The 21,748-nt window shown below is 57.8% G+C and carries 21 protein-coding genes and 1 tRNA gene; 12 read left to right on the forward strand and 10 right to left on the reverse strand.

Annotation, left to right across the window (positions count from 1 at the left end):
* Positions 1 to 4: 4 nt before the first annotated feature.
* Complete coding sequence (locus MHM97_RS10765; RefSeq protein WP_239322369.1) at positions 5 to 1,537, reverse strand: CRTAC1 family protein; 1,533 nt, start codon at positions 1,535 to 1,537, stop codon at positions 5 to 7.
* A complete protein-coding gene (locus tag MHM97_RS10770; protein ID WP_239322370.1) occupies positions 1,524 to 2,738 on the reverse strand; it encodes an ROK family transcriptional regulator in 1,215 nt (404 codons plus the stop codon). Before MHM97_RS10770 ends, MHM97_RS10765 begins: the two co-directional genes overlap by 14 nt.
* A gap of 187 nt (positions 2,739 to 2,925) precedes the next feature.
* Between MHM97_RS10770 and xylF the strand changes: the two genes are divergently transcribed.
* The 5 genes from xylF (at position 2,926) to MHM97_RS10795 (ending at position 7,480) form a co-directional block, all read left to right on the forward strand.
* Positions 2,926 to 3,954, forward strand: a complete 1,029-nt coding sequence (gene xylF / locus MHM97_RS10775) for a D-xylose ABC transporter substrate-binding protein (RefSeq protein ID WP_239322371.1) — start codon at positions 2,926 to 2,928, stop codon at positions 3,952 to 3,954.
* A gap of 83 nt (positions 3,955 to 4,037) precedes the next feature.
* Positions 4,038 to 5,336, forward strand: a complete 1,299-nt coding sequence (locus MHM97_RS10780; protein ID WP_239322372.1) for a sugar ABC transporter permease — start codon at positions 4,038 to 4,040, stop codon at positions 5,334 to 5,336.
* Positions 5,336 to 6,118 carry an ATP-binding cassette domain-containing protein gene (locus MHM97_RS10785; protein WP_239322373.1) on the forward strand — a complete coding sequence of 261 codons (783 nt, stop codon included), beginning with the start codon at positions 5,336 to 5,338 and terminating at the stop codon, positions 6,116 to 6,118. The genes MHM97_RS10780 and MHM97_RS10785 overlap by 1 nt, the downstream gene beginning before the upstream one ends.
* Before the next feature lie 171 nt (positions 6,119 to 6,289).
* Positions 6,290 to 6,365, forward strand: a tRNA-Thr gene (locus tag MHM97_RS10790).
* A 149-nt stretch (positions 6,366 to 6,514) separates the two neighbouring features.
* Complete coding sequence (locus MHM97_RS10795; protein ID WP_239322374.1) at positions 6,515 to 7,480, forward strand: tyrosine-type recombinase/integrase; 966 nt, start codon at positions 6,515 to 6,517, stop codon at positions 7,478 to 7,480.
* Between the two features lie 313 nt (positions 7,481 to 7,793).
* Here the strand turns inward: MHM97_RS10795 and MHM97_RS10800 are convergent, their stop codons facing one another.
* The 8 genes from MHM97_RS10800 to MHM97_RS10835 all read right to left on the reverse strand — a co-directional run bounded on the left by MHM97_RS10800 (position 7,794) and on the right by MHM97_RS10835 (position 16,744).
* Positions 7,794 to 8,840 carry a nuclease gene (locus tag MHM97_RS10800; RefSeq protein WP_239322375.1) on the reverse strand — a complete coding sequence of 349 codons (1,047 nt, stop codon included), beginning with the start codon at positions 8,838 to 8,840 and terminating at the stop codon, positions 7,794 to 7,796.
* Positions 8,837 to 9,583, reverse strand: a complete 747-nt coding sequence (locus tag MHM97_RS10805) for a hypothetical protein (protein WP_239322376.1) — start codon at positions 9,581 to 9,583, stop codon at positions 8,837 to 8,839. The genes MHM97_RS10800 and MHM97_RS10805 overlap by 4 nt, the downstream gene beginning before the upstream one ends.
* Complete coding sequence (locus MHM97_RS10810) at positions 9,580 to 12,189, reverse strand: N-6 DNA methylase (RefSeq protein ID WP_239322377.1); 2,610 nt, start codon at positions 12,187 to 12,189, stop codon at positions 9,580 to 9,582. The genes MHM97_RS10805 and MHM97_RS10810 overlap by 4 nt, the downstream gene beginning before the upstream one ends.
* A 13-nt stretch (positions 12,190 to 12,202) precedes the next feature.
* The gene (locus MHM97_RS10815) at positions 12,203 to 14,749 is read right to left on the reverse strand and encodes a DEAD/DEAH box helicase family protein (RefSeq protein WP_239322378.1); all 2,547 of its coding nucleotides are present in this window, start codon (positions 14,747 to 14,749) and stop codon (positions 12,203 to 12,205) included.
* Positions 14,750 to 15,110: 361 nt separating this feature from the next.
* Entirely contained in the window at positions 15,111 to 15,347 is a 237-nt protein-coding gene (locus tag MHM97_RS10820) for a helix-turn-helix domain-containing protein (RefSeq protein ID WP_110365856.1), read from the reverse strand.
* A 59-nt stretch (positions 15,348 to 15,406) separates the two neighbouring features.
* Positions 15,407 to 15,880, reverse strand: coding sequence for a hypothetical protein (locus MHM97_RS10825; protein ID WP_239322379.1), 474 nt, complete (start codon positions 15,878 to 15,880; stop codon positions 15,407 to 15,409).
* Between the two features lie 50 nt (positions 15,881 to 15,930).
* On the reverse strand, positions 15,931 to 16,212 hold the full coding sequence (locus tag MHM97_RS10830) for a hypothetical protein (protein ID WP_239322380.1): 282 nt from the start codon (positions 16,210 to 16,212) through the stop codon (positions 15,931 to 15,933).
* 229 nt (positions 16,213 to 16,441) lie between these two features.
* On the reverse strand, positions 16,442 to 16,744 hold the full coding sequence (locus MHM97_RS10835) for a transcriptional regulator (protein WP_065321304.1): 303 nt from the start codon (positions 16,742 to 16,744) through the stop codon (positions 16,442 to 16,444).
* 317 nt (positions 16,745 to 17,061) lie between these two features.
* Here MHM97_RS10835 and MHM97_RS10840 point away from each other — a divergent pair, with 317 nt between their 5' ends.
* The 7 genes from MHM97_RS10840 to MHM97_RS10870 all read left to right on the forward strand — a co-directional run bounded on the left by MHM97_RS10840 (position 17,062) and on the right by MHM97_RS10870 (position 21,460).
* Entirely contained in the window at positions 17,062 to 17,385 is a 324-nt protein-coding gene (locus MHM97_RS10840; RefSeq protein WP_239321455.1) for a hypothetical protein, read from the forward strand.
* The gene (locus MHM97_RS10845; protein WP_239322381.1) at positions 17,382 to 17,648 is read left to right on the forward strand and encodes a hypothetical protein; all 267 of its coding nucleotides are present in this window, start codon (positions 17,382 to 17,384) and stop codon (positions 17,646 to 17,648) included. The genes MHM97_RS10840 and MHM97_RS10845 overlap by 4 nt, the downstream gene beginning before the upstream one ends.
* Positions 17,649 to 17,888: 240 nt before the next feature.
* On the forward strand, positions 17,889 to 18,299 hold the full coding sequence (locus tag MHM97_RS10850; RefSeq protein WP_239322382.1) for a hypothetical protein: 411 nt from the start codon (positions 17,889 to 17,891) through the stop codon (positions 18,297 to 18,299).
* Complete coding sequence (locus MHM97_RS10855) at positions 18,296 to 18,949, forward strand: hypothetical protein (RefSeq protein ID WP_239322383.1); 654 nt, start codon at positions 18,296 to 18,298, stop codon at positions 18,947 to 18,949. Before MHM97_RS10850 ends, MHM97_RS10855 begins: the two co-directional genes overlap by 4 nt.
* Positions 18,950 to 19,144: 195 nt before the next feature.
* Positions 19,145 to 19,729: a hypothetical protein gene (locus MHM97_RS10860; RefSeq protein WP_239322384.1), complete on the forward strand. Its 585-nt coding sequence runs from the start codon at positions 19,145 to 19,147 to the stop codon at positions 19,727 to 19,729.
* On the forward strand, positions 19,726 to 20,451 hold the full coding sequence (locus MHM97_RS10865) for a hypothetical protein (protein WP_239322385.1): 726 nt from the start codon (positions 19,726 to 19,728) through the stop codon (positions 20,449 to 20,451). The genes MHM97_RS10860 and MHM97_RS10865 overlap by 4 nt, the downstream gene beginning before the upstream one ends.
* Positions 20,452 to 20,614: 163 nt before the next feature.
* Entirely contained in the window at positions 20,615 to 21,460 is an 846-nt protein-coding gene (locus MHM97_RS10870; RefSeq protein WP_239322386.1) for a hypothetical protein, read from the forward strand.
* Positions 21,461 to 21,748: the final 288 nt, after the last annotated feature.

Raw genomic sequence — 21,748 nt, forward strand, 5'->3', positions numbered from 1 at the left:
CGGACTACTGCGTCAGGGTGATCTGTTGATTGGCAGCGACGGTTTGCCAGTCAGAGATCGACCCATCCGGCCAGTTCACGCGGACCCGCACACGGGCGTGAGGTCCCAGACCGAAGTGCAAGGCACCGAGATCGCCACCCGCATGGCCTCCGCCGACGGTCACCTCGCGGCTGACGTCCCTATCGCCCAGTTCCATCTCGACAAAGGCGCCGATGGCATGGGTGTTTGGCGCCGCGCCCTTGAGGCGCAGCAGCAGCCAGTTGCCACCTGCGGAGTTTGTGTTCTGCCAGACCTCCAGAGGCGCACGGCGATTGACCACCGCAATATCGAGGAGACCGTCCCGGTTCAGGTCCACCAAAGCCCCGCCGCGCCCGCGATGCAGGCTGTCGATGCCCGCCGTCGCGCCAACCTCGACAAAGCTGCCGTCTGCCCGTTGCAGCATCAGGTTGTTTGGGTCTTTCTGGGCGGCATCGGGCATCTGCTCGACATTGCCCTTGGTGACAAAGATGTCATCGCGCCCGTCGTTGTTCACATCCCCGAATGCTGCGTGCCACCCGGTCGAGGGGCGCCCATCGCCGCCGGTATAGGGCCGGTGCGCGGTGGTGCCAAAACCATAGGTCACGTCTTCCCAGACCGGGCCGTCCGTGTCGGGGGTTTGCAGCTGAAACTTCTGGTCGCCCATCGAGGTCAGGTAGACGTCCTGAAACCCGTCGCCGTTCATGTCCCGGGAGGCGATCCCCATGCCCCAGAGCGCATACTCGCGCCAGCCGTCCTCGGCGTCATAAAGGCGGGGTGCTGCCTCCATCGCCCACATCTGTTCCTGTCCGCCGCGCACATAATAATGCCGGTCGTTCGACACCCTGAGATCGGCGCGACCACTGCGGTTCCAGTCGCTGAACAGGAGCGAGAGCGCGCAGTACCCCGGCGACAGCCGTTGCACCGGGGCATAGGATGCTCCGGCGGGACGAAACAGCAGCGTGTCGTCGCAGGTTCCGAATGGCCCCTCCGGATCTGTGCGGTCCACATAGGTGCCAAAAGCCAGCGTCGGCAGGGCGTTGTCTCCTTCCCAGGTGGCGGAGAACGCGGTTGTCCAATGGTCGCCACTGACAAAGCCCAGCGTGTCGAAGGGTTCGAACTGGCACTGTCCGAGGCCGCGCATCAGCACATCTGGCCCCGCGCGCAGGATGGCGAGGTCGCCCAGCCCATCGCCGTCGATATCCAAGGGATAGGCGCCGGTGACCCCCGTGAGCGCCAGCGCCGGGGGTGTTTGTGGGGAAAACGCCAATGATGCGTCAGGTTCAGCCGTGGCATTGACAAAGAGCTGTGCCGGATTGGCCCCGCCCGCAGCATAAAGGTCCGGTAGCGTGTCGCCGTTGCAATCGAACACCGCCAGCCCGCCCCCCACGTAATGCTCCCATCCGCCGTCATAGACATGCTCTGCGATGGGCACCGGTGTGAACTCTGGCACCGGTGGTTCGGCTTGGGCGGGATGGGCCAGCATCAACAGGGCGAGGGCACACGCGTCAGGCCGCAGCATTGGCCAACTCCTTCACTGTCTGTGAGGTGACTTCCTCGATGCCATAGGCGGCGGCACCCTTGGCCCACATCAGATCGCCCCAATCGTGGACGATCACCTCGGGCAGGGGCGCATCCACCTGCACGACCCATTGGCGCATCTCCTCGATCAGCTTGTCGGAGTAGAGATAGTCGAACGACAGCCGTGCGCCTGCGAGGATGATCTTGCTGGGATCAAAGATATTCACCACATTCGCCAGTCCCATGGCAAACATGCGCCGCGCCCGGTCGAGGATCGATTGCGCCATCGCATCGCCATTCTCGGCCGATTGAAACAGAGAGGCGATGGTCCTGTGGCGCTCACTGCCGCTGGAGATATTGGCCTCGCGCAGGAGCGCATAGTCACCCACATAGGCCTCCAGACAGCCGCGCTGCCCGCATTGGCACAGCGCCCCTTCGAGGTGAACCTTGGTGTGCCCGAATTCAGCGCCACAGCCGCGGGTGCCCCGGTAGATCTGCCCGTCGATCACGATGCCCATGCCGACGCCATGTTCGATGGTGATGACGATGAAATTGTCGCAGGTGCGGCCCTCGCCGAACAGGTGTTCGGCCTTGGCGACCAGATTGGCATCATTGTCGAGGAAGACCGGGCAGGGCAGATCCCGGGCGATTGCCGCACCAAACTGCACGTTGCGCTCCTCGAGCGAGGACGACCAGTAGATGAAACTGCGTTCCGCATCGATCATGCCGGCCATGCCCAGCCCGACGCCGGACAGGTCGTCGATCCCGAAACCACCCTTCTTGCAGGTATACTCCAGCGCCCGCCGGATCTGGGCGCAGAGGTCCGGGACGGGCATGTTGCCCTTGACCAAGGGCATCTCGTGGCTGGCCAGTTCCGTGCCGACAAAGTCGGTGATGACGGTGGAGATCACATGGTGCGACACCTTCAAACCGGCAATCCGATGCGCATCCCCGCGGATCTTGAGCGCGACGCGCGGGCGTCCGCGCTTGGTTTCGGAAGATCCGTCCGGTGCGATTTCCTCGATCAGACCGGCAGCCAGCAACTCGGCGGTGATGGCGGTGACCGTTGCCGGGCTGACGCCGGTTGCCTTGGCGATGTCGATGCGGGCGATGCTTTCGGCCGCACGGATCACGTCCAGGATCTGCTGCCGTCCGCTTTCACGCTGGTCGCTGCCCGACGACAGCCGTCCTGATCGTGCCAAATTGATCCTCCTCCCATGCCGTCTCCACGCGGCAGCGCCACGTTATGGCACCATAAAATGCCTCCGGCAATCTCTCCCTAGTCGCAGCCTACATGATTTAATTTGAAACTCAAAAAAAATATTGCTACACACGACTCACAGTGTGGGCCCGGCAAAGCAATTGGCCTGCATGACAAGGGAGGAAGACATGAAATTCTTGAACGGACTTTCCGTTATCGCACTCAGTGCATTTGCTGCATCCTCGGCCTTTGCCGCGGATCTGACCGTCGGCGTCAGCTGGTCAAACTTTCAGGAAGAGCGGTGGAAAACCGACGAAGCGGCCATCGTGTCCGCCCTGGAGGAAGCCGGTGCTGAATATATCTCCGCCGACGCGCAGTCCTCGTCTGCCAAGCAGCTTTCCGACATCGAAAGCCTGATCGCCCAGGGCGTGGATGCGCTGATCATCCTCGCCCAGGATTCCCAGGCGATCGGCCCGGCCGTGCAGGCCGCTGCTGATGAAGGCATTCCGGTGGTCGCCTATGACCGTCTGATCGAGGACAACCGCGCCTTTTACCTGACCTTCGACAACGTCGAGGTTGGCCGCATGCAGGCGCGCGCGGTGTTCGAGGCGATGCCCAAGGGCAACTACGTGATGATCAAGGGTTCGCCCACCGATCCCAACGCGGACTTCCTGCGCGGTGGTCAGCAGGAGATCATTCAGGCCGCGGTTGATGCGGGCGACATCAATATCGTTGGTGAGGCCTACACCGATGGCTGGCTGCCCGCCAACGCACAGCGCAACATGGAGCAGATCCTGACCGCCAACGACAACAATGTCGACGCGGTTGTGGCCTCCAATGACGGCACCGCGGGCGGTGTCGTGGCGGCGCTGACCGCACAAGGCATGGAAGGTATCCCGGTTTCCGGTCAGGACGGCGACCACGCTGCGCTGAACCGCGTTGCCAAGGGCACTCAGACCGTGTCGGTGTGGAAGGACGCGCGTGACCTCGGCCATGCCGCAGGCGAGATCGCCGTCGCCATGGCCGGCGGCACAGCGATGGAAAACATCGACGGTGCCGTGTCCTGGACCTCGCCGGCGGGCACCACCATGACCGCCAAATTCCTGGCGCCGGTTCCGGTGACCAAGGACAACCTGTCGGCTGTTGTGGATGCTGGCTGGATCACCCAGGAAGCGCTCTGCCAGGGCGTGGAAAACGGCCCGGCCCCCTGCAACTGATCTAACCAAATCGGATGGTCCGGAGTTTTTCGGACCATCCACCCCCTTTTTCTGATATACTTCGCTGAATACTGGAGCCGGATATGACCGACACCACGTCTCAGCCAATCACCCCCCAAACCAAGCGCAATGTCTTCCAGCAGCTTGAGCTGGATGTGCGGCTATTGGGTATGATTGGTGCCTTCATCATTCTCTGCATCGGGTTCAACCTGGTGACCGATGGGCGCTTCCTGACGCCGCGCAACATCTTCAATCTGACGATCCAGACCGTCTCCGTGGCGATCATGGCCTCCGGCATGGTGTTTGTAATCGTCACCCGCCACATCGACCTGAGCGTCGGCGCGCTGCTGGCGACCTGCTCCGCCATCATGGCGATGACGCAGACCGAGTTCGTGCCGAATGTGCTGGGGCTGGGCCTCAACCATCCGATCACCTGGGCGGTTGCGGTTGTGGTCGGCCTGGTCGCGGGCACCCTGATCGGGGCGTTTCATGGCTGGATGGTCGGCTATCTGACAATCCCCGCCTTCATCGTGACCCTTGGCGGGTTTCTCGTCTGGCGCAACGTGGCGTGGTACATGACCGACGGTCAGACCATTGGCCCGCTCGATTCCACCTTCCTGATGTTTGGCGGCACCAACGGCACCCTCGGGATCACCGCAAGCTGGGTGCTGGGGCTCGTGGCGACCGCGCTTGCATTGTTGACGCTGTGGAACAGCCGCCGCGCCAAGCTGGCACATGACTTCCCGGTGAAACCTCTCTGGGCCGAGGGCGTGCTGGCCGCGATCATTGCCGCATCCATTCTGGGGTTTGTCGGCACCCTGAACGCCTATGAGATCCCGACCCGTCGTCTGGAACGCATGTTCGAGGCCCGCGGCGAGGTGATGCCCGAAGGCTTTACCCAAGGCTACGGCCTGCCGATTTCCGTGCTGATCCTGATCGCAGTGGCGGTGGTGATGACCATTGTGGCCCGCCGCACCCGTCTGGGGCGGTATATCTTTGCCACCGGCGGCAATCCGGACGCGGCAGAGCTGTCGGGTATCAACACCCGCCTTCTTACGGTGAAGATCTTTGCCATCATGGGCTTCCTCTGCGCGCTGTCGGCGGTGGTGGCCTCGGCCCGTCTGGCCAACCACTCCAACGACATCGGCACATTGGACGAGTTGCGGGTGATCGCGGCAGCCGTGATTGGCGGCACCGCGCTTTCTGGCGGATTTGGCACCATTTACGGCGCCATCCTCGGCGCGCTGATCATGCAGAGCCTCCAGTCCGGCATGGCCATGGTGGGCGTCGATGCGCCGTTCCAGAACATCGTTGTCGGCTCCGTGCTCGTCGCCGCCGTCTATATCGACATCGTCTATCGCAAACGTGTGGGGGCCAAATAATGACCACTCCCAAGGAACTCCGCGCCTCCGGCGCAACTCCGATGGTGGAGATGAACAATATCTCGATCTCGTTCGGCGGCATCAAGGCGGTGGACGACGTCTCGGTCGATCTGCATCCCGGCGAGGTCGTCGGCCTGCTGGGCCATAACGGCGCCGGGAAATCGACCCTCATCAAGGTGCTTTCGGGCGCCTACAAGATGGACTCGGGCGAGATCCGCATCAACGGCGACAAGGTGGAGATCACCAACCCCCGCGATGCCCGCAGCCACAATATCGAGACGATTTATCAGACGCTGGCGCTGGCGGATAATCTCGATGCGGCCTCCAACCTGTTTCTGGGGCGCGAGATCGTCACCGCAACAGGGCTGGTAAACGACGCCGCGATGGAGGCCGAGTGCCGCAAGATCATGGGGCGCCTGAATCCGAATTTTCGCAAGTTCAACGAGCCAGTCTCGGCCCTCTCGGGCGGGCAGCGGCAATCGGTGGCGATTGCGCGGGCGGTCTATTTCAACGCCAAGATCCTGATCATGGACGAACCCACCGCGGCGCTGGGTCCGCATGAGACGCAGATGGTGGCGGAACTGATCCAACAGCTGAAGGCGCAGGGCATCGGGATCTTCCTGATCGACCACGATGTGCATGCGGTGATGGAACTCTGCGACCGGGCCTCTGTCATGAAGAACGGCCAGCTTGTGGGCACCGTCGACATTGACGATGTGACCGATGATGATCTTCTGTCGATGATCATTCTTGGCAAGACACCGGGCGAAGCTGCGGCCTGATCCCGGCATGTCCGAAGTTTGCAAAGGGGCGCATTCGCGCCCCTTTGAGTTTGGCGCATCGCCAAGCGGTAACGCGGTTACCCATCGGAAATGGAAAACATGGGTTCACCCAGAGCGCTGAATTCTAAGCTTGAAAGCAGGCTCCGTTGGGTTTAAATCCACCGTCGATCCGCCTCAATAGCTCAGCTGGTAGAGCAGGTCCTTCGTAAGGACAAGGTCGGGGGTTCGAGTCCCTCTTGAGGCACCACCCACTCTTTTGATGGTGGCCAATCTTACTCAAATATCTGCAAAATATGGGTTATTGGTAAGGTTGCGCGACTGCCGCTTGCCTATGAAGCGTAAAAACGCGCATGTTGTTACGCATATTTTCCGCATTTAGAGAGTAGTGCGTAATTCATGGCAACTTTTCGTAAGACCAAGACAGGATGGCGAGCTGAAGTAGCACGGGCCGGTGTTCGTGCCAGCAAGGTCTTTCCCTCAAAAAGAGAAGCGCAAGATTGGGCCAGCCGCAAGGAATATGAGATCCTGAACGGGTCGAAGATCTCCGCCAAGATGAAGCTGCGTGACCTCTTTGAGCGGTATTCCCGCGAGGTGAGCTCGAAGAAACGCGGCTATAAGTGGGAAGCGCTTCGCTTGAACCGGTGGGGCAAATCCGATCTTGGGGAAAAGAGCCTCTCCGAACTCTCGCCTGCAGATTTCGCTGCGTGGCGTGACGCCCGGTTGCAAAAAGTGGCGCCCTCAACAGTGCGGAGAGAGATGACTCTCATGGGGTCTGTGTTCTCCGTGGCTCGGCGGGAGTGGGGGGTGATAGGAGATTCGCCTCTGACCGATGTACGCAAGCCGCAAGAAGCAGCTCCGAGGGATCGTTTGCCGACGAGCGCAGAACTGGAGCGGCTTGAGCTCTCCGCAGGCAATGACCTCAACAATGCGACAGCCCGCGCGTTTCACGCATTCTTGTTTGCCGGAGAAACCGCGATGCGAGCCGGGGAAATCGTCGACATGAAGTGGGAGCACGTCGATCTTGAGCGCCGGGTAGTGGATCTGCCTATGACCAAAAACGGAACCTCACGCCAGGTTCCGCTTTCGCGCCGCGCCGTGGAGATGCTGGAGAGGCTACCAGAGGCTGATCCTGTGTTCGCACTCGATTCACGGCAACTGGATGTCTTGTGGCGCAAGGTGAGAGATCGGGCTGCAGTTGAGGGACTAACGTTTCACGATTCACGGCATTGGGCGATCACGCAGCTCGCCAAGAAACTCGATGTTATGGATCTGGCGCGCATGGTGGGACATCGAAATGTAAATCAGCTTCTGACCTACTACAACGAGAGCGCCGAAGACCTGGCGAAGCGGCTTGATGGCTGATTGACGGTTGTTTCATCGGCCATAAAACGTGGGAAGCTAGCGATTGTGGTTACATGCTATCGGAATCTGTCTGCGCGCCGGCTCGTAATCCTGATATAGATGACTGCTGGCGGAGCATCCATCTACCTAGATGCTGCACCTTGCTCAAAGGTCCGCTGAGCGCAGGAAGCTGCCGCTGCAAAGTTGCGAACCGTCTTCGTCCTTCGGAACCAGACCAGCCCAGAGCTACCGTCCACCTAACACTACTGTCGCTGCGGCGCGCCCCGTCAAAGCCGACTTTCGCCGCGGTGCCGCAATCTTAGCGCACTCGAACTCACGCAATTCCCACGTCAAATTCGCCGATCAAGAAGTCTATGGTCGCTTCGTCCCTGAGCTTGCAGACGATGTTCTGGTTCGCAAACGCACCCTTGAAACGCTTGGCGTGGCTGGGGTCCACGGTCTTGCGCCATTCGATACCCACCACATGCTCAGCTTCCTCCAGCGCGGCTCCGGGCCGCTTCATTCGTGGCTCGGCAAGCGGCTGATCGAACAGCGGGCCATCCGAGGTCATGAACTCGGCGGCAGGCACGACCTCGCTCGTCACCACACCATAGCCGATATACCCGTTGCCCTTATCATAGACGAAAACCTCGTCGCCTACGCTGAGCTGTTGCAGGCGTTTGGAATAGAATTCGCCGCCACCGGCACAGATGAAGCCATAGCGCTTCATGTCCTCCCACGAGCGATGCTCGCCCAGCCCTGCATTCACGAAATAGTAGCCTGACCAAGGAGCGCGAACTTTGCGCTCTGACCGTTCCTCCACCTCGTCTTGATCCAGCAGGAAATCAGTCGTCAACCATTCGCGGCCATCCGCCTCGAACACGTTGAAGAAGGCCGTGTTGATGGCCAGCCCGTGCTCCTCAGAGAGATATTCAACAATCCGGCGCGACGCTGCGTCCAACTCACTGGCGACGATTAGCATGGAGTGCGAGGCATTCAAACGTTCGGGAATGCCCTCACCAAACCTTTCCCGGAAGGCTGTCACAAGACGGGTGCCCAGATATTTCTCAGCACGCTCGTAAACCTCTGGCGTGTTGAGGGTACGCACCCATGACGCATAGTCGAGCACTTGAGCCACGATCTCACGCGGGGTGCGGTCTTTCTTCAACTCGATGATGGTCAGCCCGCCGGTGGCATCCATCGCCAGAAGGTCGATGAATTTTCCGTGGTCGGTTGGCACCTGTCGCCCGATGATCATCGCGTCGAGGCCCAGAAGGCTCGGGTCAGCCTCCACCCAATCTTCGATCAGCTTTTCATTGCTGAGTGCGCGACGCACTGCAGGGCGCAGCTTTCCGTCCGATATGGCATAGAGCGAGGTCATGCGGCTTCCTCTACCTCTTCTGGCGGATATTGCTCCGCCAGCGCGGCGTGCAGGGCTTCGATCTGGTCAAAGCGCGGGTGATCGGCCAACTCGGTGATGTCGTAGTCCCGACAAAAGGCCAAATCGCTAGCCGACATATAAAGCTGCTTTACGAGGACTTCGGTGATCTGCTCGGCCACATCGACATATTCACGTTCTTCGTCATCCTGCGAGGCGATGAGGAAGTCGCGGTACCCTTCCTTGATGATCTCTTCGCTGTGGCGCTGGATTTCTGCCACCGTTCGCAGCACGTCCCGCACCTTCCGTTCGAACTCGCTTTCGGAGTTGAAGAAGATGTTGCCGTTGGCATGGGCAGTGTTGTTGCGCTCTCCCACAAGCTTGGCATAGGTCCCGATCTTGCTGTTGTCACATTGGATCAACTTTAGGAAGCGCAATACCGTGCTTTCATTCACCACGCTGAAAACAAACGGCGATGTCGCGGCCATCAGGTCCTTTTCCATGTTTTTGTTGAACCCGACCATCGCGGTTTCAAACTGCACCGGACGGATCAGCTTGATCTGCCAGATGTTGAAATAGACAAAGCTCATCACGAGCATGTGGTAGGCGAGGAAAGCGAACTGGTATTTGTCGTGCTCGACGTTGGTTTCAAACGCTTCCCAGAGAAAGCGGACATAGTCGCGTTCCTTGGCGGTGTCGTAGGACACTGGCAGGTAATCGTGGATCGTTTCCGCCCCTTCGATCATGCCGCTGCCTCCTCGTCCGCCTTGGCCTCACCCCAGACACGGGCAATGGCGGCGTCGATCTTCTTTTCGAAGCGGGTGATCAGGTCGCGATTGCCATCAACGATTGACTGCTCGGCTTCAACTTCGGCCATGACAGCTTGTTGAACATCAAGCTGAGGAAGCGGGATGAGTATTTTCCCGAGCACACCCATACTCACATTAGCTCTGGCATTTTCGACAGAATTACCAAGCAACAAAGAGACGTAGTCAGGCGTATTGAGAAGGGTCATTAAATATCGCGGCACCAACTTTGCGCGGTTTGCTCTAAGCACGCATACAGCTTGGTTCACGTTTGCTTCTTCATCCAACTCGAAAATCGCGGTCCTGCCGATGGACGCGCCTACAATGTTCGTGAGAACATCTCCGTTCTGTAATATCGATTTCTGTTCAATCTCGTTGAAGCGTTGTTCAACATATTTCCTTTTTGAAAGAAGCAGTTTCCCCGCACCAACATTTTCGCTTGTCACAAAGAGAATGCCCTTTGCTGCATCTGTATATTCCACGCCTTGCCAGTTCGGCGATGAGCCTTTCGTTATTCGTTCGCATGCCTCTGCTATTGGGACCATTGGCCACTCAGGATCAATCGGGATGTGGGGGCGGTAGTTGTCGATGACGGCCCGAGCACCGTCGATGACGCGCTGATAGCCCTCGATCTCGGCCACAATCTCCCGCTGCACCTCAAGCGGCGGCAGGGGGATATTGAAACGCTCAACGAACGCTCTTGGAACACGCTGCAGCCCACCCGTGCCTGTCATCTGCGGGATGGCTTGAGCGCGAAACGCTTCATGCGTCACACAACGATAGACCCATTCGGGCAAGACCTGCTCCCCAGAACGCAGAACATAGAATTCGCTCGAGCCAAAGCCGATACCGCTCTCAAGGCCTTTGGCGATCCCGGCTTTACCGTTTTCGAAACAGGGGGTGACCTTCGCGAGCAAAACGTCATTGTCAGCGAAGTAGGTGTAGCTGTTCCCGACTTCCCCGAGCGCCTTGGTCTCTGACGGGCGAAACGAGATATCCCACTCGCGCAAGTCAGCCATTGGAACAAACGAAACCACGGTGTCGCTGGGGAGATCGCGAACCTCACGCTTTGGCGGGTTAAGGGTGCAAATCTCTCCAATTGGCACACGCGGGATTTCGAATTGATCGTCATTCTCCGGTCTGTATCTTTCGCCACTCAGGTTAAACTCGCCGTCGTCCCCGATGACCTTACGCTCAACGGAGTAACCTAAAACGCTCTCCAGCTCTTCCCCAGCCCCGCCCCGCGCGGCCTGCATCCATGCGGTCAGCTCGGCCTTCACCTTTGGAAGCTGTGATGCCTTCTGCGCCTTGCGCTGCGCCCCAAGCTGGAAACCGTCGTTTTCGATCTTGAAAAAGGCAACATGCTTGCTGGCCTTGGCCACCGCGCGATCAAGGATCAGGATCGAGGTCTTCACGCCCGAATAGGGGTTGAACACCCCTGCAGGCAACGAGATCACAGCGGCAAGGTGGTTCTCCACCAGCATCTTGCGCAGGGCGACATAGGCGCTCTGGCTTTGGAAGATGATCCCCTCGGGCACGACAATCGCCGCGCGGCCATTCGGCGTTAGGTGCTCAGCGATGTAATCGACAAACAGCACTTCGCTGCGCTTGGACTGCACTTGAAACTTGGTGTGCGGTTTGATCCCACCTTTCGGCGACATAAACGGCGGATTGGCGAGGATGACATCCGCCATTTCCGTCCATTTGTCCTCGGACGTGAGAGTATCGTATTCCTCGACTTTGGGGTCGGGAAAGCCATGCAGGTAAAGGTTCACAAGGCTGAGCCGAACCATATCGGGTGAGATGTCATAACCTTTGATGTTGTGGGCAAGACGCTGGCGGTCCTCCTGGCTGAGCAGATCGCCCTTGAAGCGCTTCGGGTTCTCGATGGCTTGCTCGGCAGCATCGCCCGCGTTCTCGGCCCCATTGCCATTCACCACATCCGAGGAGTTCATTTTCAGGATGTGCTTGTAGGCCGAGATCAGAAAGCCCGCTGTGCCGCAAGCAGGGTCCATGATGACCTCGTTTTTCTGCGGGTCGATGATCTCAACCATGAAGTCGATGATATGGCGCGGGGTGCGGAACTGGCCCGCATCGCCTTGACTGCCGAGGACGGACAGCAAGTATTCAAAGGCATCGCCCAGCCGTTCGCTGTGATCATAGTTGAAGCTGTCGATCTCACGCAGGAAGGAGCGGAGCGTTTCGGGGTCGCGGTAGGGCAGATAGGCGTTGCGGAATATTTGTCGGAAGAGCGCGGGGAGACCGTCATTCTCGACCATCTTGGTCAACGCTTCGGAATATGTGTTGAGCATGTCCTGCCCGGTGACACCGGGTGCGACCAGCTTGGACCAGCGGAATTTTTCATATTCGCCAGTGAAGAAGGTGGGTTTGCCGTCCATCTCCTCTGCCTCAAGGTCCATATCGTCCATGAACTTGTAGATCAGTGCGACGGTGATCTGTTCGACCTGGCTCTTCGGGTCCGGCACTTTGCCCACGAGGATGTCGCGGCAGGTATCAATTCTTCTCTTTGTTTCGGCGTCGAGCATTGCAGGTCTTTCGTCACATGAACGGGTTCAGGGACACGTAGTCCTTGATGTATTCGGGGATGCGTTTGCGCCACTCTTGAGGAACGTCCTTGAGATCGCGCGTGGTGAAGGTGGGATGTACATTGAGGTCCGCGAACTGGCCAGCGTCGATCTTGGCGCGAACGTGAGCATCACGGATGTAGGCCTCGAAGAAATAACGCATTTCACGGATGCGGTCGCCTTCCTCGGGCTGCTGGTCGGTCAGGAACTTCTGGAATTCGTCTTCGATCAGCTCAGACTTGCTCTTGAATTTGGGGATGAAGCCGAACGCTTTTTCGATCAGCTCGCGCACCGAGATACGGCGGTCCACCCCTGCGGCACGGCGCAGTTTCTCAAGGTTGAAGTACTCGCTCGGTTTGTCGAAGATTTCTTCGATCACGTGGCGAGTGGCGGCCTCCCAATTTTGCGCATCCACCAGTTGGGAAAGCGTATCGTCGCCTCGTACGCGTTCTTCAAACTTGCGGAACAGTTCACGATCAATCCGCATCCCGTCGGTGCCGATCTGGGTTTCAACCTGCGAGACGACTTCATCAGGATCGAAATGCTCGTAGGTGCCGATCCCACCGTGCGTGGTACCACCTTCACCCCCTTCTCCGCCCGTAGATAACGGCATTGAAGGTGTGGGAGGGAGCGTCAACTCCTCGTCGTATTTGAACTTCTCCTCGAAGTACTCGCAGTTGGCGAAGAAGTCGAACAGCCTGAACGTGTCTTTCGCGACATCGCCAAGTGCCGCTTTCTCGGCAGGATCGAACATTTCTTCAACGAAGTTGTGCTTGCGAGTGCCACGTCCTTTGATCTGCACGAAATCAGACGGCGAGAACACAGGCCGCATCAGGGCGAGGTTCAAGAGATCAGGGCAATCGTAACCCGTGGTCATCATGCCGACAGTAACGCAGACCCGCGCCTTGCATGTGCGATAGTTCTCCAAGAAGCCGCTATGGCCACCAAGGTTGTTGTTGGCAAAGTTCACGGTCATACGCTGGGCATCAGGGACGTGGCTCGTCACCTGCATGGCGAAATCAGAGTTGTATCGCCCCGGCCAAAGCTGATCGGCCATTTCATTCAGTACCTGGGTAATTTTTGCCGCGTGGTTTTGGCTTACAGCAAATGCGATGGTCTTGCCAAACTCTCTGGAGATCGGATCTCGCAGACCATGCTCCAACAATGTCTTGCAAAATGCCAAGTTGGTTGCTTCAGCAAAAAACTTTTTCTCGAAGTCCCTGCCTGCAAACGCTTCTTTGGCTTCATTCCCATCCTCATCGACAGTCTCAACAACGAAACCTTCGTCGGAGAGGAGTTGGGTTGTCACACCCGTACGAGCGTCGACAACATAGGGATTGATCAGAAATCCGTCTCGCACCCCATCAATGAGGGAGTAGCGATAGGTTGGATCGCCCGACGCACATCCGAAAGTCCTGTAGGTATCGAGCATCGAGCGCCGTTCGGTCTCACGTGGGTCGCGTTCAGCACGGTCTTTCTCGCTACCTTTCAGATAGTCACGCGGTGTAGCGGTCAAACCCAGCTTGTAACCGATGAAGTATTCGAAGACAGCTCGCGCGTTGCCACCGATGGAACGGTGAGCTTCATCCGAAATCACGAGATCAAAATCTGTGGGCGCGAAGTGACGACGGAATTTATCGTTGAACAATAGCGATTGCACCGTCGTCACAACTATATCGGCCTTTCGCCAATCATCCTTTTGCTCTTTGTAGATCACGGATGTGAAATCGTTCTTCAAATATCCCTTAAAGGCTTTGTCTGCTTGCACCTCCAATTCAAGGCGATCAACCAGAAACAATACACGCTTGGCATTTCTGGTTTTAAGGAACAGCTTGATCAAGGCGGCAGAAGTTAACGTCTTGCCTGTGCCCGTAGCCATTTCGAAAAGAAACCGAGTTGCCCCATTCTTTGCAGCATCTTGGACGCTACGCACAGCGCCGAGCTGGTACTTTCGCAAAAAGCGGAGCTTATTCTTCTCAACGAAGCTGGCACGTTCAGCCTCAACGCGCCACGCTGCTTCTTGAACAAAACCAGGCATCTGTGTGAGGGCGATGTAGTCCTCGTCAACGTGTTCGTTGGCCAAGCGCTCAGCATCAGGCTCGAATTTGTAGTGGTTTCCGATCTCTTCTGGCGCTGGAAACGCGGAAATCACTGTGGGGTTTCCCTGCCTTAGATCCCACAGATGATGAATATTCCCGTTACTCAGGATGACAAATCGGGCGTTCTGAGACCGAGCATAGCGTCGAGCTTGCTCTTTGCCGACAAGCGGGTTCTTATCTTCGGATTTCGCCTCCAAGATGATGAGAGGTTTACCATTTCCGTCCAAGAGCAAGAAATCGATAAAGCCATCGGCGGTCTTTTCCAAGTCCTTGCCGAGTGCATCCAGATCGTTTTGTGTGATCTTTACGTTTGGCTCCAAGACAACATTGGCGGGGCCGTTACTATCATCGAAAAACCGCCACCCCGCATTCTCTAGGAGCCTATTAATTTTTATTCTGGCCGTTGCCTCTTTGCTCGCCAATGCTAACGGTCTCCAGGCCAAGCTGCTACAATATCAGCAGTTAACCTCAAGTGCTCAATGACTTCCACAGTATTCGCCAGTGACTGCTTCCACAAGTTACTCCAAATTTCGACGCTCCTGCAGCGAAAGCCCCGTTTCCGCCCACCTGCATGCGAACCCGTCGCGACTATGCGACAGGTCGGAGGTCCGTTAATGGGATGTATCGGCTGCTTCACCCAGCAGGTTAGTCTCCCACATCCGTAGTCTGAAACGATCGGAGAATTCACGTCAGGGATAGAGCTTGCTCGCCAGCGCTGACAGACCGGCCATTAACAGCGTTGATACAGGGAGATTTCGCTCTTCGCTTTTTGCCACAGTCTGATCAGCTGAGTTGGACGCGGCGGGTTTTGCCGCTTCCGCTCGCTTTCAGCTCACCGCTATTGATCTTGCGTCGGATAGTGGACGGATCGCATTTCAAGATGCGGGCAGCTTCGGGTATGGAAAGCCAATCCTCACGACGCGACAGCTCTGCCGATGCAAGCAGCTTTTCGATCTTGGTGAGGCGATCAATGAGGTCACTGAGCGCGCCAGCATCAACCGCGATGAGTTGTTGGGTCATATGCTATCCTTCATTGCTGCGGGAGCAATCATGTCTTTGGTTTGTATCGTGAGTGGTGTTCAGCGCGTTGCTGGCGCTAAAGATTGGCCGCTGTATGGGCAATCCGGGCGGCCATCGCTGGCGCGGCGGGACACGCGCGCAGAGGCGATCTTGATCCAGCCGTTCAGCGCGCCTTGGCGGGATGTTCCGCTGCATTGAATGCCCATCAGATCCACCAGCCAAAGCGCCTCGTCATAGACCCATGCGTCTGACACGGGCGCAGTGATACATCCGCCAAGATCCGTGAACTGTTCGGACCTCTGATGCATCGGTGTAGCTCTGAGCGTCTCCGTCGCGGCATATAGCGCGAGGGTGTTGATCGCGGCGGATGATGCGCGGGCGGTGGGCAACTTGGAGGATTGATCCGCCCGCGCCAGATCCGCATCGCAGGAGCGATGCGAAACCTCGGTGTTGGCTGCGCCGCGCAATCCTCCAACGCGGCTCAGGTGTTCACTGACCTCAGACGGGCGGAGCCCGTGGGGGTCGTCCGCCATGGGTGCGGAACCTTGAGAGATAGGGTGTGTCATTGCGGGTGCGCCTCGCCTTACGCCGCATGGGGGCCGTGCGGGGTGATCTGGCGATCCGCCATGACGCGGCGCACCTTGTGGCCGACACGCTCCAAGACCTGCTCGGTCGGCTCTGGCGTCGGCGCCGGGCGCTCGACCAAATGCGCAGCCCGCAGGCGTGCCGGGTCAAAGCCCTGGCCGCGCGCGGCCTTCAGTGTTGCCCAGGCTGTTGTGAAGAGATGCGGGCTGTCGAGGTGATCCTCGGGCGAGCCTGCGATCTGCTGCGCGTCCCGCAGCACGGTTTCCAGTCTGTCTTGCATTCAATCCTCCATCGGTTGATGGGGATGACGTAATCCGAAAAATGTGAACTGATCAAGTCAGTGGTTCAAAAAATTCGGATAATTTACTGTTGGCGTTCGTTCGGAAGTTTAGATTATATGAGAACAAAAACAGAACATTCGGGAATCGGAGAGGTAAGTTTGTTACAGGTGTTGGCGTTGGCGCGCCGTATTGGGGTGGATCTCAACCTTATTTGTGATCCGCTTTGGGCTATTCGTCTTGCAGTGCTGAGAAGAGTCTGTCCTGAACGTCCTGCGGAAGTTGAGCAAAGTCACCATGGAGGATGAAATTAAAGTCGATCCGATGCTGCCGGTAGTAATACTTCATGGTGGCAATGCTTGGAGCGCCTCTACTCTCCTGGCTGTGGAATGTAGTCTTCTTCAAGCCAAGTTGCTTCGCGACTTCTAGCTGCTGCAGTCCAAGAGAATTGCGTGCGGCCAGAAGGCGCACTCGAATAGCTTCGGGCGATACATCGCCCGTGCGGGCTAGGCGTTCTTTGGTGTCGATGTTCATAGGGACTATCTACTTCAGGTCCGAATAAATTGAACTTTCTCATCGTCGGATCTTGATGGTCTGAATAATTCGGACTATCGGTTGTGCATGAGCACAAGAAATCTGATCAATGAGCTTGGCGGGTACAGGGCCGTCGCTGCACGTCTCGGCAAGAGTCCGACGACAGTACACACCCATATGCAGGCGGGCGTCCTACCTGCGGCTTGGTATGATGCACTCTGTGTGATGGCAGTGGAGGCTGAGGTTTGTGAACCAAATCGAGGTCTCTTCTCATTTCTTGCAGTTGCGGGTGAAAATGATGCAAAGGACGCAGCCGCATGAGCCGCCCGCGTCTAACCCTGATCGTGAACAATGATGTGCCATGCGACCAGCCTGGCACGTCCGCTGACCAAGCGTCTTGGTCAAATCAGTTGGACCCTCATGCGCTGAAGGTCAGCGCGCCTGACCTTTGGTCGGCCTATTTCCACGCGCGGTTTCATAGTCCGCGAGAGGTGGCGCTATTTTGCGATGTCTCGTTTCAGACCGCGCTCAACTGGTGGGGCGCGGTGACAGCGCCCGCCAGCCATACCGCCTTGCTGATGATCCTCACCGATCCTGGCGCGGCGGCGTTCTTTCAGGATCAATTGGCGAGGGCCGCATGATGGTACGGAATTCCTCACCCCGGATCGAGCGGATTGCCTATCAGATCTGGTGGCTGATCCAGGACAGTGCCGGCGAATGCACCCTGCAAGATATGGCGGAGTTTACCGGCGCCTCGATACGCACCTGCACCCAGATCTGCCGCTATCGCGGCTGGGCCGGGGCCTATCGCAAGATGGTGAAGAGACCCGCGGCAGAGAGCGGCCCGCGGATGATCGAGGCGCTGGATGGCGAGCTGTCAGCCCTGTTCGGGGAAGCGGCCTGATGTTGTGCGCAACAGGGGGCCGCTATGGCGCTTGATCCAGTTCGAGATGCGCGCGGCGCACCACGCTACCGCTGCATTTGCGATGATTGCGGGCGCGAGGACACGGTCGCGGCCCGCCATGGGCGAGATGGCAGCGACGGGCACGGCCAGGCGGTGTCCAAAATTCAACGGTTGGGGTGGTCCTATATCGGCAAACGACTGCGGTGCGGCACCTGTGAGGCAAAAAGAAAGGTGGAAAAGATGGCAGCAAAAACAGAGCAGAAAACACCTGCCGAAACGGCCCCGCGTGAACCCACGCGGGTGCAAAAGCGCGAGATCATGGAAATCCTAAGCGAGGTCTATGATCATGATCGGCAGTGCTACTGCGGTGGCGAAACCGATGACACGGTGGCCAAGGTGCTGAATGTCATGCCCGGCTGGGTCGCGAGTATCCGCGATGAGTTCTTTGGGCCGGGAGGCAGCAATGACGACATGGCCGCCCTTGGCGATGAAATCCGCAAGTTCATGCAGGACACGCAGGCGCGTCTGACCGCTGCGAAATTGGAGGTGGAGAGCCTGGAGGCTGTTATTGGTCGCGTGTCCTCGATGGCGAAAACTCTGGATCAGATCAAAGACGCCGTTGGCCCGCGTAACCTGGTGAGGGTCAAATGACACAGGTTGCGCAGGTCAAGCTGGTGGAGGCCTCGGATCTTCCGGAATACCCGATCTCGGCGGAAAGCCGGTTGGACTCGCATTACTTCATGCCGTTCAACCATGATCGCTATGATCGCAGCGACTTCCGGCGCAAGGCCTACCGTGACCCGGAAGTCGGCTTTTTCGGTATGGAGCTGTTCTTCAAGTCGCATGGTGAGGCCCCCTTGGGGACCTTGCCCAGCGACGATGACAGCTTGGCCTTTCTGCTGGGGTTGCCGCTGGAGCGGTGGATCCCGCTGAAAGAGCGGGCGTTTAACCCCCTCTATAACTGGCACCCGGTGCGCTGTGACAACGGTGAAATTCGCCTGGCGCATCCGGTGGTGCAAGAGGTGATGGAGGGCGCGTTACGCGGTCATCTGGAGCACAAGGCCAGCAATGAAGACAAGGCGGTCTATGCGCGGCGCAAACGGCTGATCGAGGTGCTGCGCGACATCGGCTGCAGCGAGGATCTGTGTTCCGATGAGCTGGCCGTGGCTTGGGTGGATGACTGGCTGCTCAAACACCACCCCGGTCAGAGGCGTATGCCGCAGTTCCAAGCCTCCATCGGACGTGCCCTCAAAGAGGCCGTATCTGAGGGCATTGTGGGTCGCCCACGCCGCGCCCCCTGAAATCATTGAAGAAATCCGGCCACCTGTGGGCGGAACAGAACGGAACATACCAGAACAGTTCCGAACAGAATGGAACAGTTCCAGACATAAGAGAGGAAATGAAATGAGAGAATATGAAATGAGATTTCGTTCCGCTCCCACTCGGGCCGAGCAGCCTGTGGATATGTCGGAACGCTGAGAAAAAGAGGTGCAGGAATGAATACGAAAGAACAGGCCGCCGGTGAGGCGCGAGTGCAGGATTTGTTGATCACGCCGCTGGAGGCGTTGGGACTGGCACGGCCTTCCACGCTGACCAAGGCGCAGTTTGCGGTGATGCTCCGTGAGCTGCGTCAGAAGCTGGCGTATATGACCCCGGCAAACCTTGCGATCTTGCGGGATTGGGTTGAGGCGCACCCGGGCGGTAAGGATAAGGACAGGTTCCCCATTGGGCTCAAGATCCTGAACAAGGCGCGCGATATCCAGTTACCGGACAGCGGGCCTTCGCCGTTGTTGTTGAAGGCCTTTACAGACGAACTTGGACATAAGGCACTTGCTGAGGGTTGGGCACCGGAGTTGCTGCGTTACCTGCGCGGTGCGCGCGTTTGGCCAGGGCCATACACAATCACCCAGATCCGCAATGAGGCGGATGGGGCTGTGCGCCGGATGGCGGATATCGAGATGCGCGCTGGCCGTGGGGATCGGTTGTCGATGGAGGATGAGAGCTTTCGCGCGCGGCGGTCTGAAGCGCTGCAGAAATGCCGGGAGATTGCAGACAAGGCGCAGCGGGGTGCAGCAGCATGAGTGAGCATGTTGTGATCGTGGCATCTGATGGCGTGGCAGATCTGACCCCGGTGGCAAAGTTCATGGCAGCGCGCCAGCTGCGCCTGCAGGCGGATGCGGAACGTATAGAAGCCGTGAAAGCGCGGGGGCAGGTGCCGGAGATCTGTGGCGATGCGATCCCCGAGGCACCGGCCCGGGGAGCCATCCGCGTGTTCCAACCGATGAGCCTGTTTCCCGAAGGTGAAAACGACTGGGTCGCCCGCCCTTCGGGTTATCGTGGCCGGTCGGCAATGCAGCGGGCGGACGTCTTCGACGTCATGGCGGCCAAGGCGGCCAGCAACGGCAAGCCCGCGCCCTTTACCCGCGCGCAGGTGGCTGCAGGGCGGTATTACCGGGATCTGGTCGAACGCCACGCGTGTGCCGGTGTCCGGTGTTCGTCTGTTGAGGCCCTCCGCAGTGGCGGTGGTGGCAATGGCAGCTTCATCGATGCGGTGCTGCGGGATCGCGAAGAAATCGAGCGGATCCGCAGGCGCATCGGCACAGGCACTGCCATGGCTGTGCGCAAGATCAGACCTTCAAAACGGGGCTCACGCGTGAACATCACGGATCAGCATCTGGTGGATATGGTGTGCCTGGAGGACAAGCCGATCAGCGCGGTGCTGCGGGCGCATGGGTGGAGTGTCCGAGGGCAGACGGTCGGGGCGTTGCGGCAGGCTTTGGCGGAGGTGTTGGAGCGGATGTGATGGATCAAAGCCGCGCAAAGCGGTCGCTCCAGCTTTACCTCGAGCCTTTGAGTGCTGACCTTGATTGCCAGTTTGTGCGTATGCTAACAGAACGACGTCGTAGAGGTGGCGTTTTCTGTTTATTGCGATTGAATGCGCCGAGATAATCAACAGGCAAGCCAAGTTGGATAAATTTGAACGCAAGATAAAAACTTGGATCCAAGAAGACCCAAGCTGGTTTCAAAGTTTAAAGAACAGCGTATTATTTTGGTGGCACAATAAAGTTCCTCGAGGCCTGCGTTTTTTTGGCATCACGCACTTCCTAGCCAAGTTTAGCCTCATCGCGTCTGCTCCTTTTCTAGCATACTTTGTTTATGAACGGATCAATGGTTTGCAAGCTACTATCGCGACCGGAGTTCTGTTTTTTCTTTTTAGTTTTAGCAGCTTACTAGACAAGCGATCGCAGGCTAAAAACAACGCTGCTGAACAGGCTTCGGTTGAAGCCTGGGTTAGGATCGGCGACCTCATAACTTCTGTTAAATCTTCAGCCACACTGGCGGCGAACAAAGAAGACACGCTCACAGCGGCTCTGGGCGTCATCGAAGCCTACGCCAGACAAATTACAAAGTCGCCAAAACGATCAATCTCTGTTAGCTTGGCGCTGTACGATGGGAAGAGCACCAAAAGCATGAAAATCCGTCATCGCAATCCTGGGAACGAGCGCCCAAAAGGGCGCAGGCTTAAGCACTTAGAAAAGGTGATGGGGCATATTGCATGTCAGACAGGCCCTCAACCTCGTGTCGTCCCAGACTTGAAGTCGTTCGGAAAGGAGGCATTTTTTAGTCCAACGCAGTCTAAGTGCACCTACCGCTCGATAGTAATTTTGCCAATCACAGCGCTTGGAAACGGTCGAATCAAAGGGTTTGTCTCGATTGACTGTGACCGACCGCATGCGTTCCATGGGAACATTGCCGACCAGTTGGTGGTTACAACTGAACCTCTAATCAACCATATAGAAGAGCAGTTCTAGGGAGAGAAATATGCCGGGCCTTTTGAAAAAAACAGGTGAAAGTGGCCAGTGGGTAGTACAATCAGCTGGATCAAGCCGCTCAAATCACTTGTACCAAATCAAAAAAGAGGCGCGAAAGATCCGTGAGGCCCACGCAGCAGGGGAGATCACCGCGGAAGAGGCAGCTCGAAAATTACGGAAGCTCCATTCTTCGCGGCAAGGTCATTTTTTCTGGACTGCTAGGAGCCGAACCCCCGCATAAGACGGATTTCGACAGGCAGGTAGCAGGAAAAAGTGCCTAACTTTTCT

The organism is Epibacterium sp. Ofav1-8 (assembly GCF_022348185.1).
Classification (GTDB): Bacteria; Pseudomonadota; Alphaproteobacteria; order Rhodobacterales; family Rhodobacteraceae; genus Epibacterium.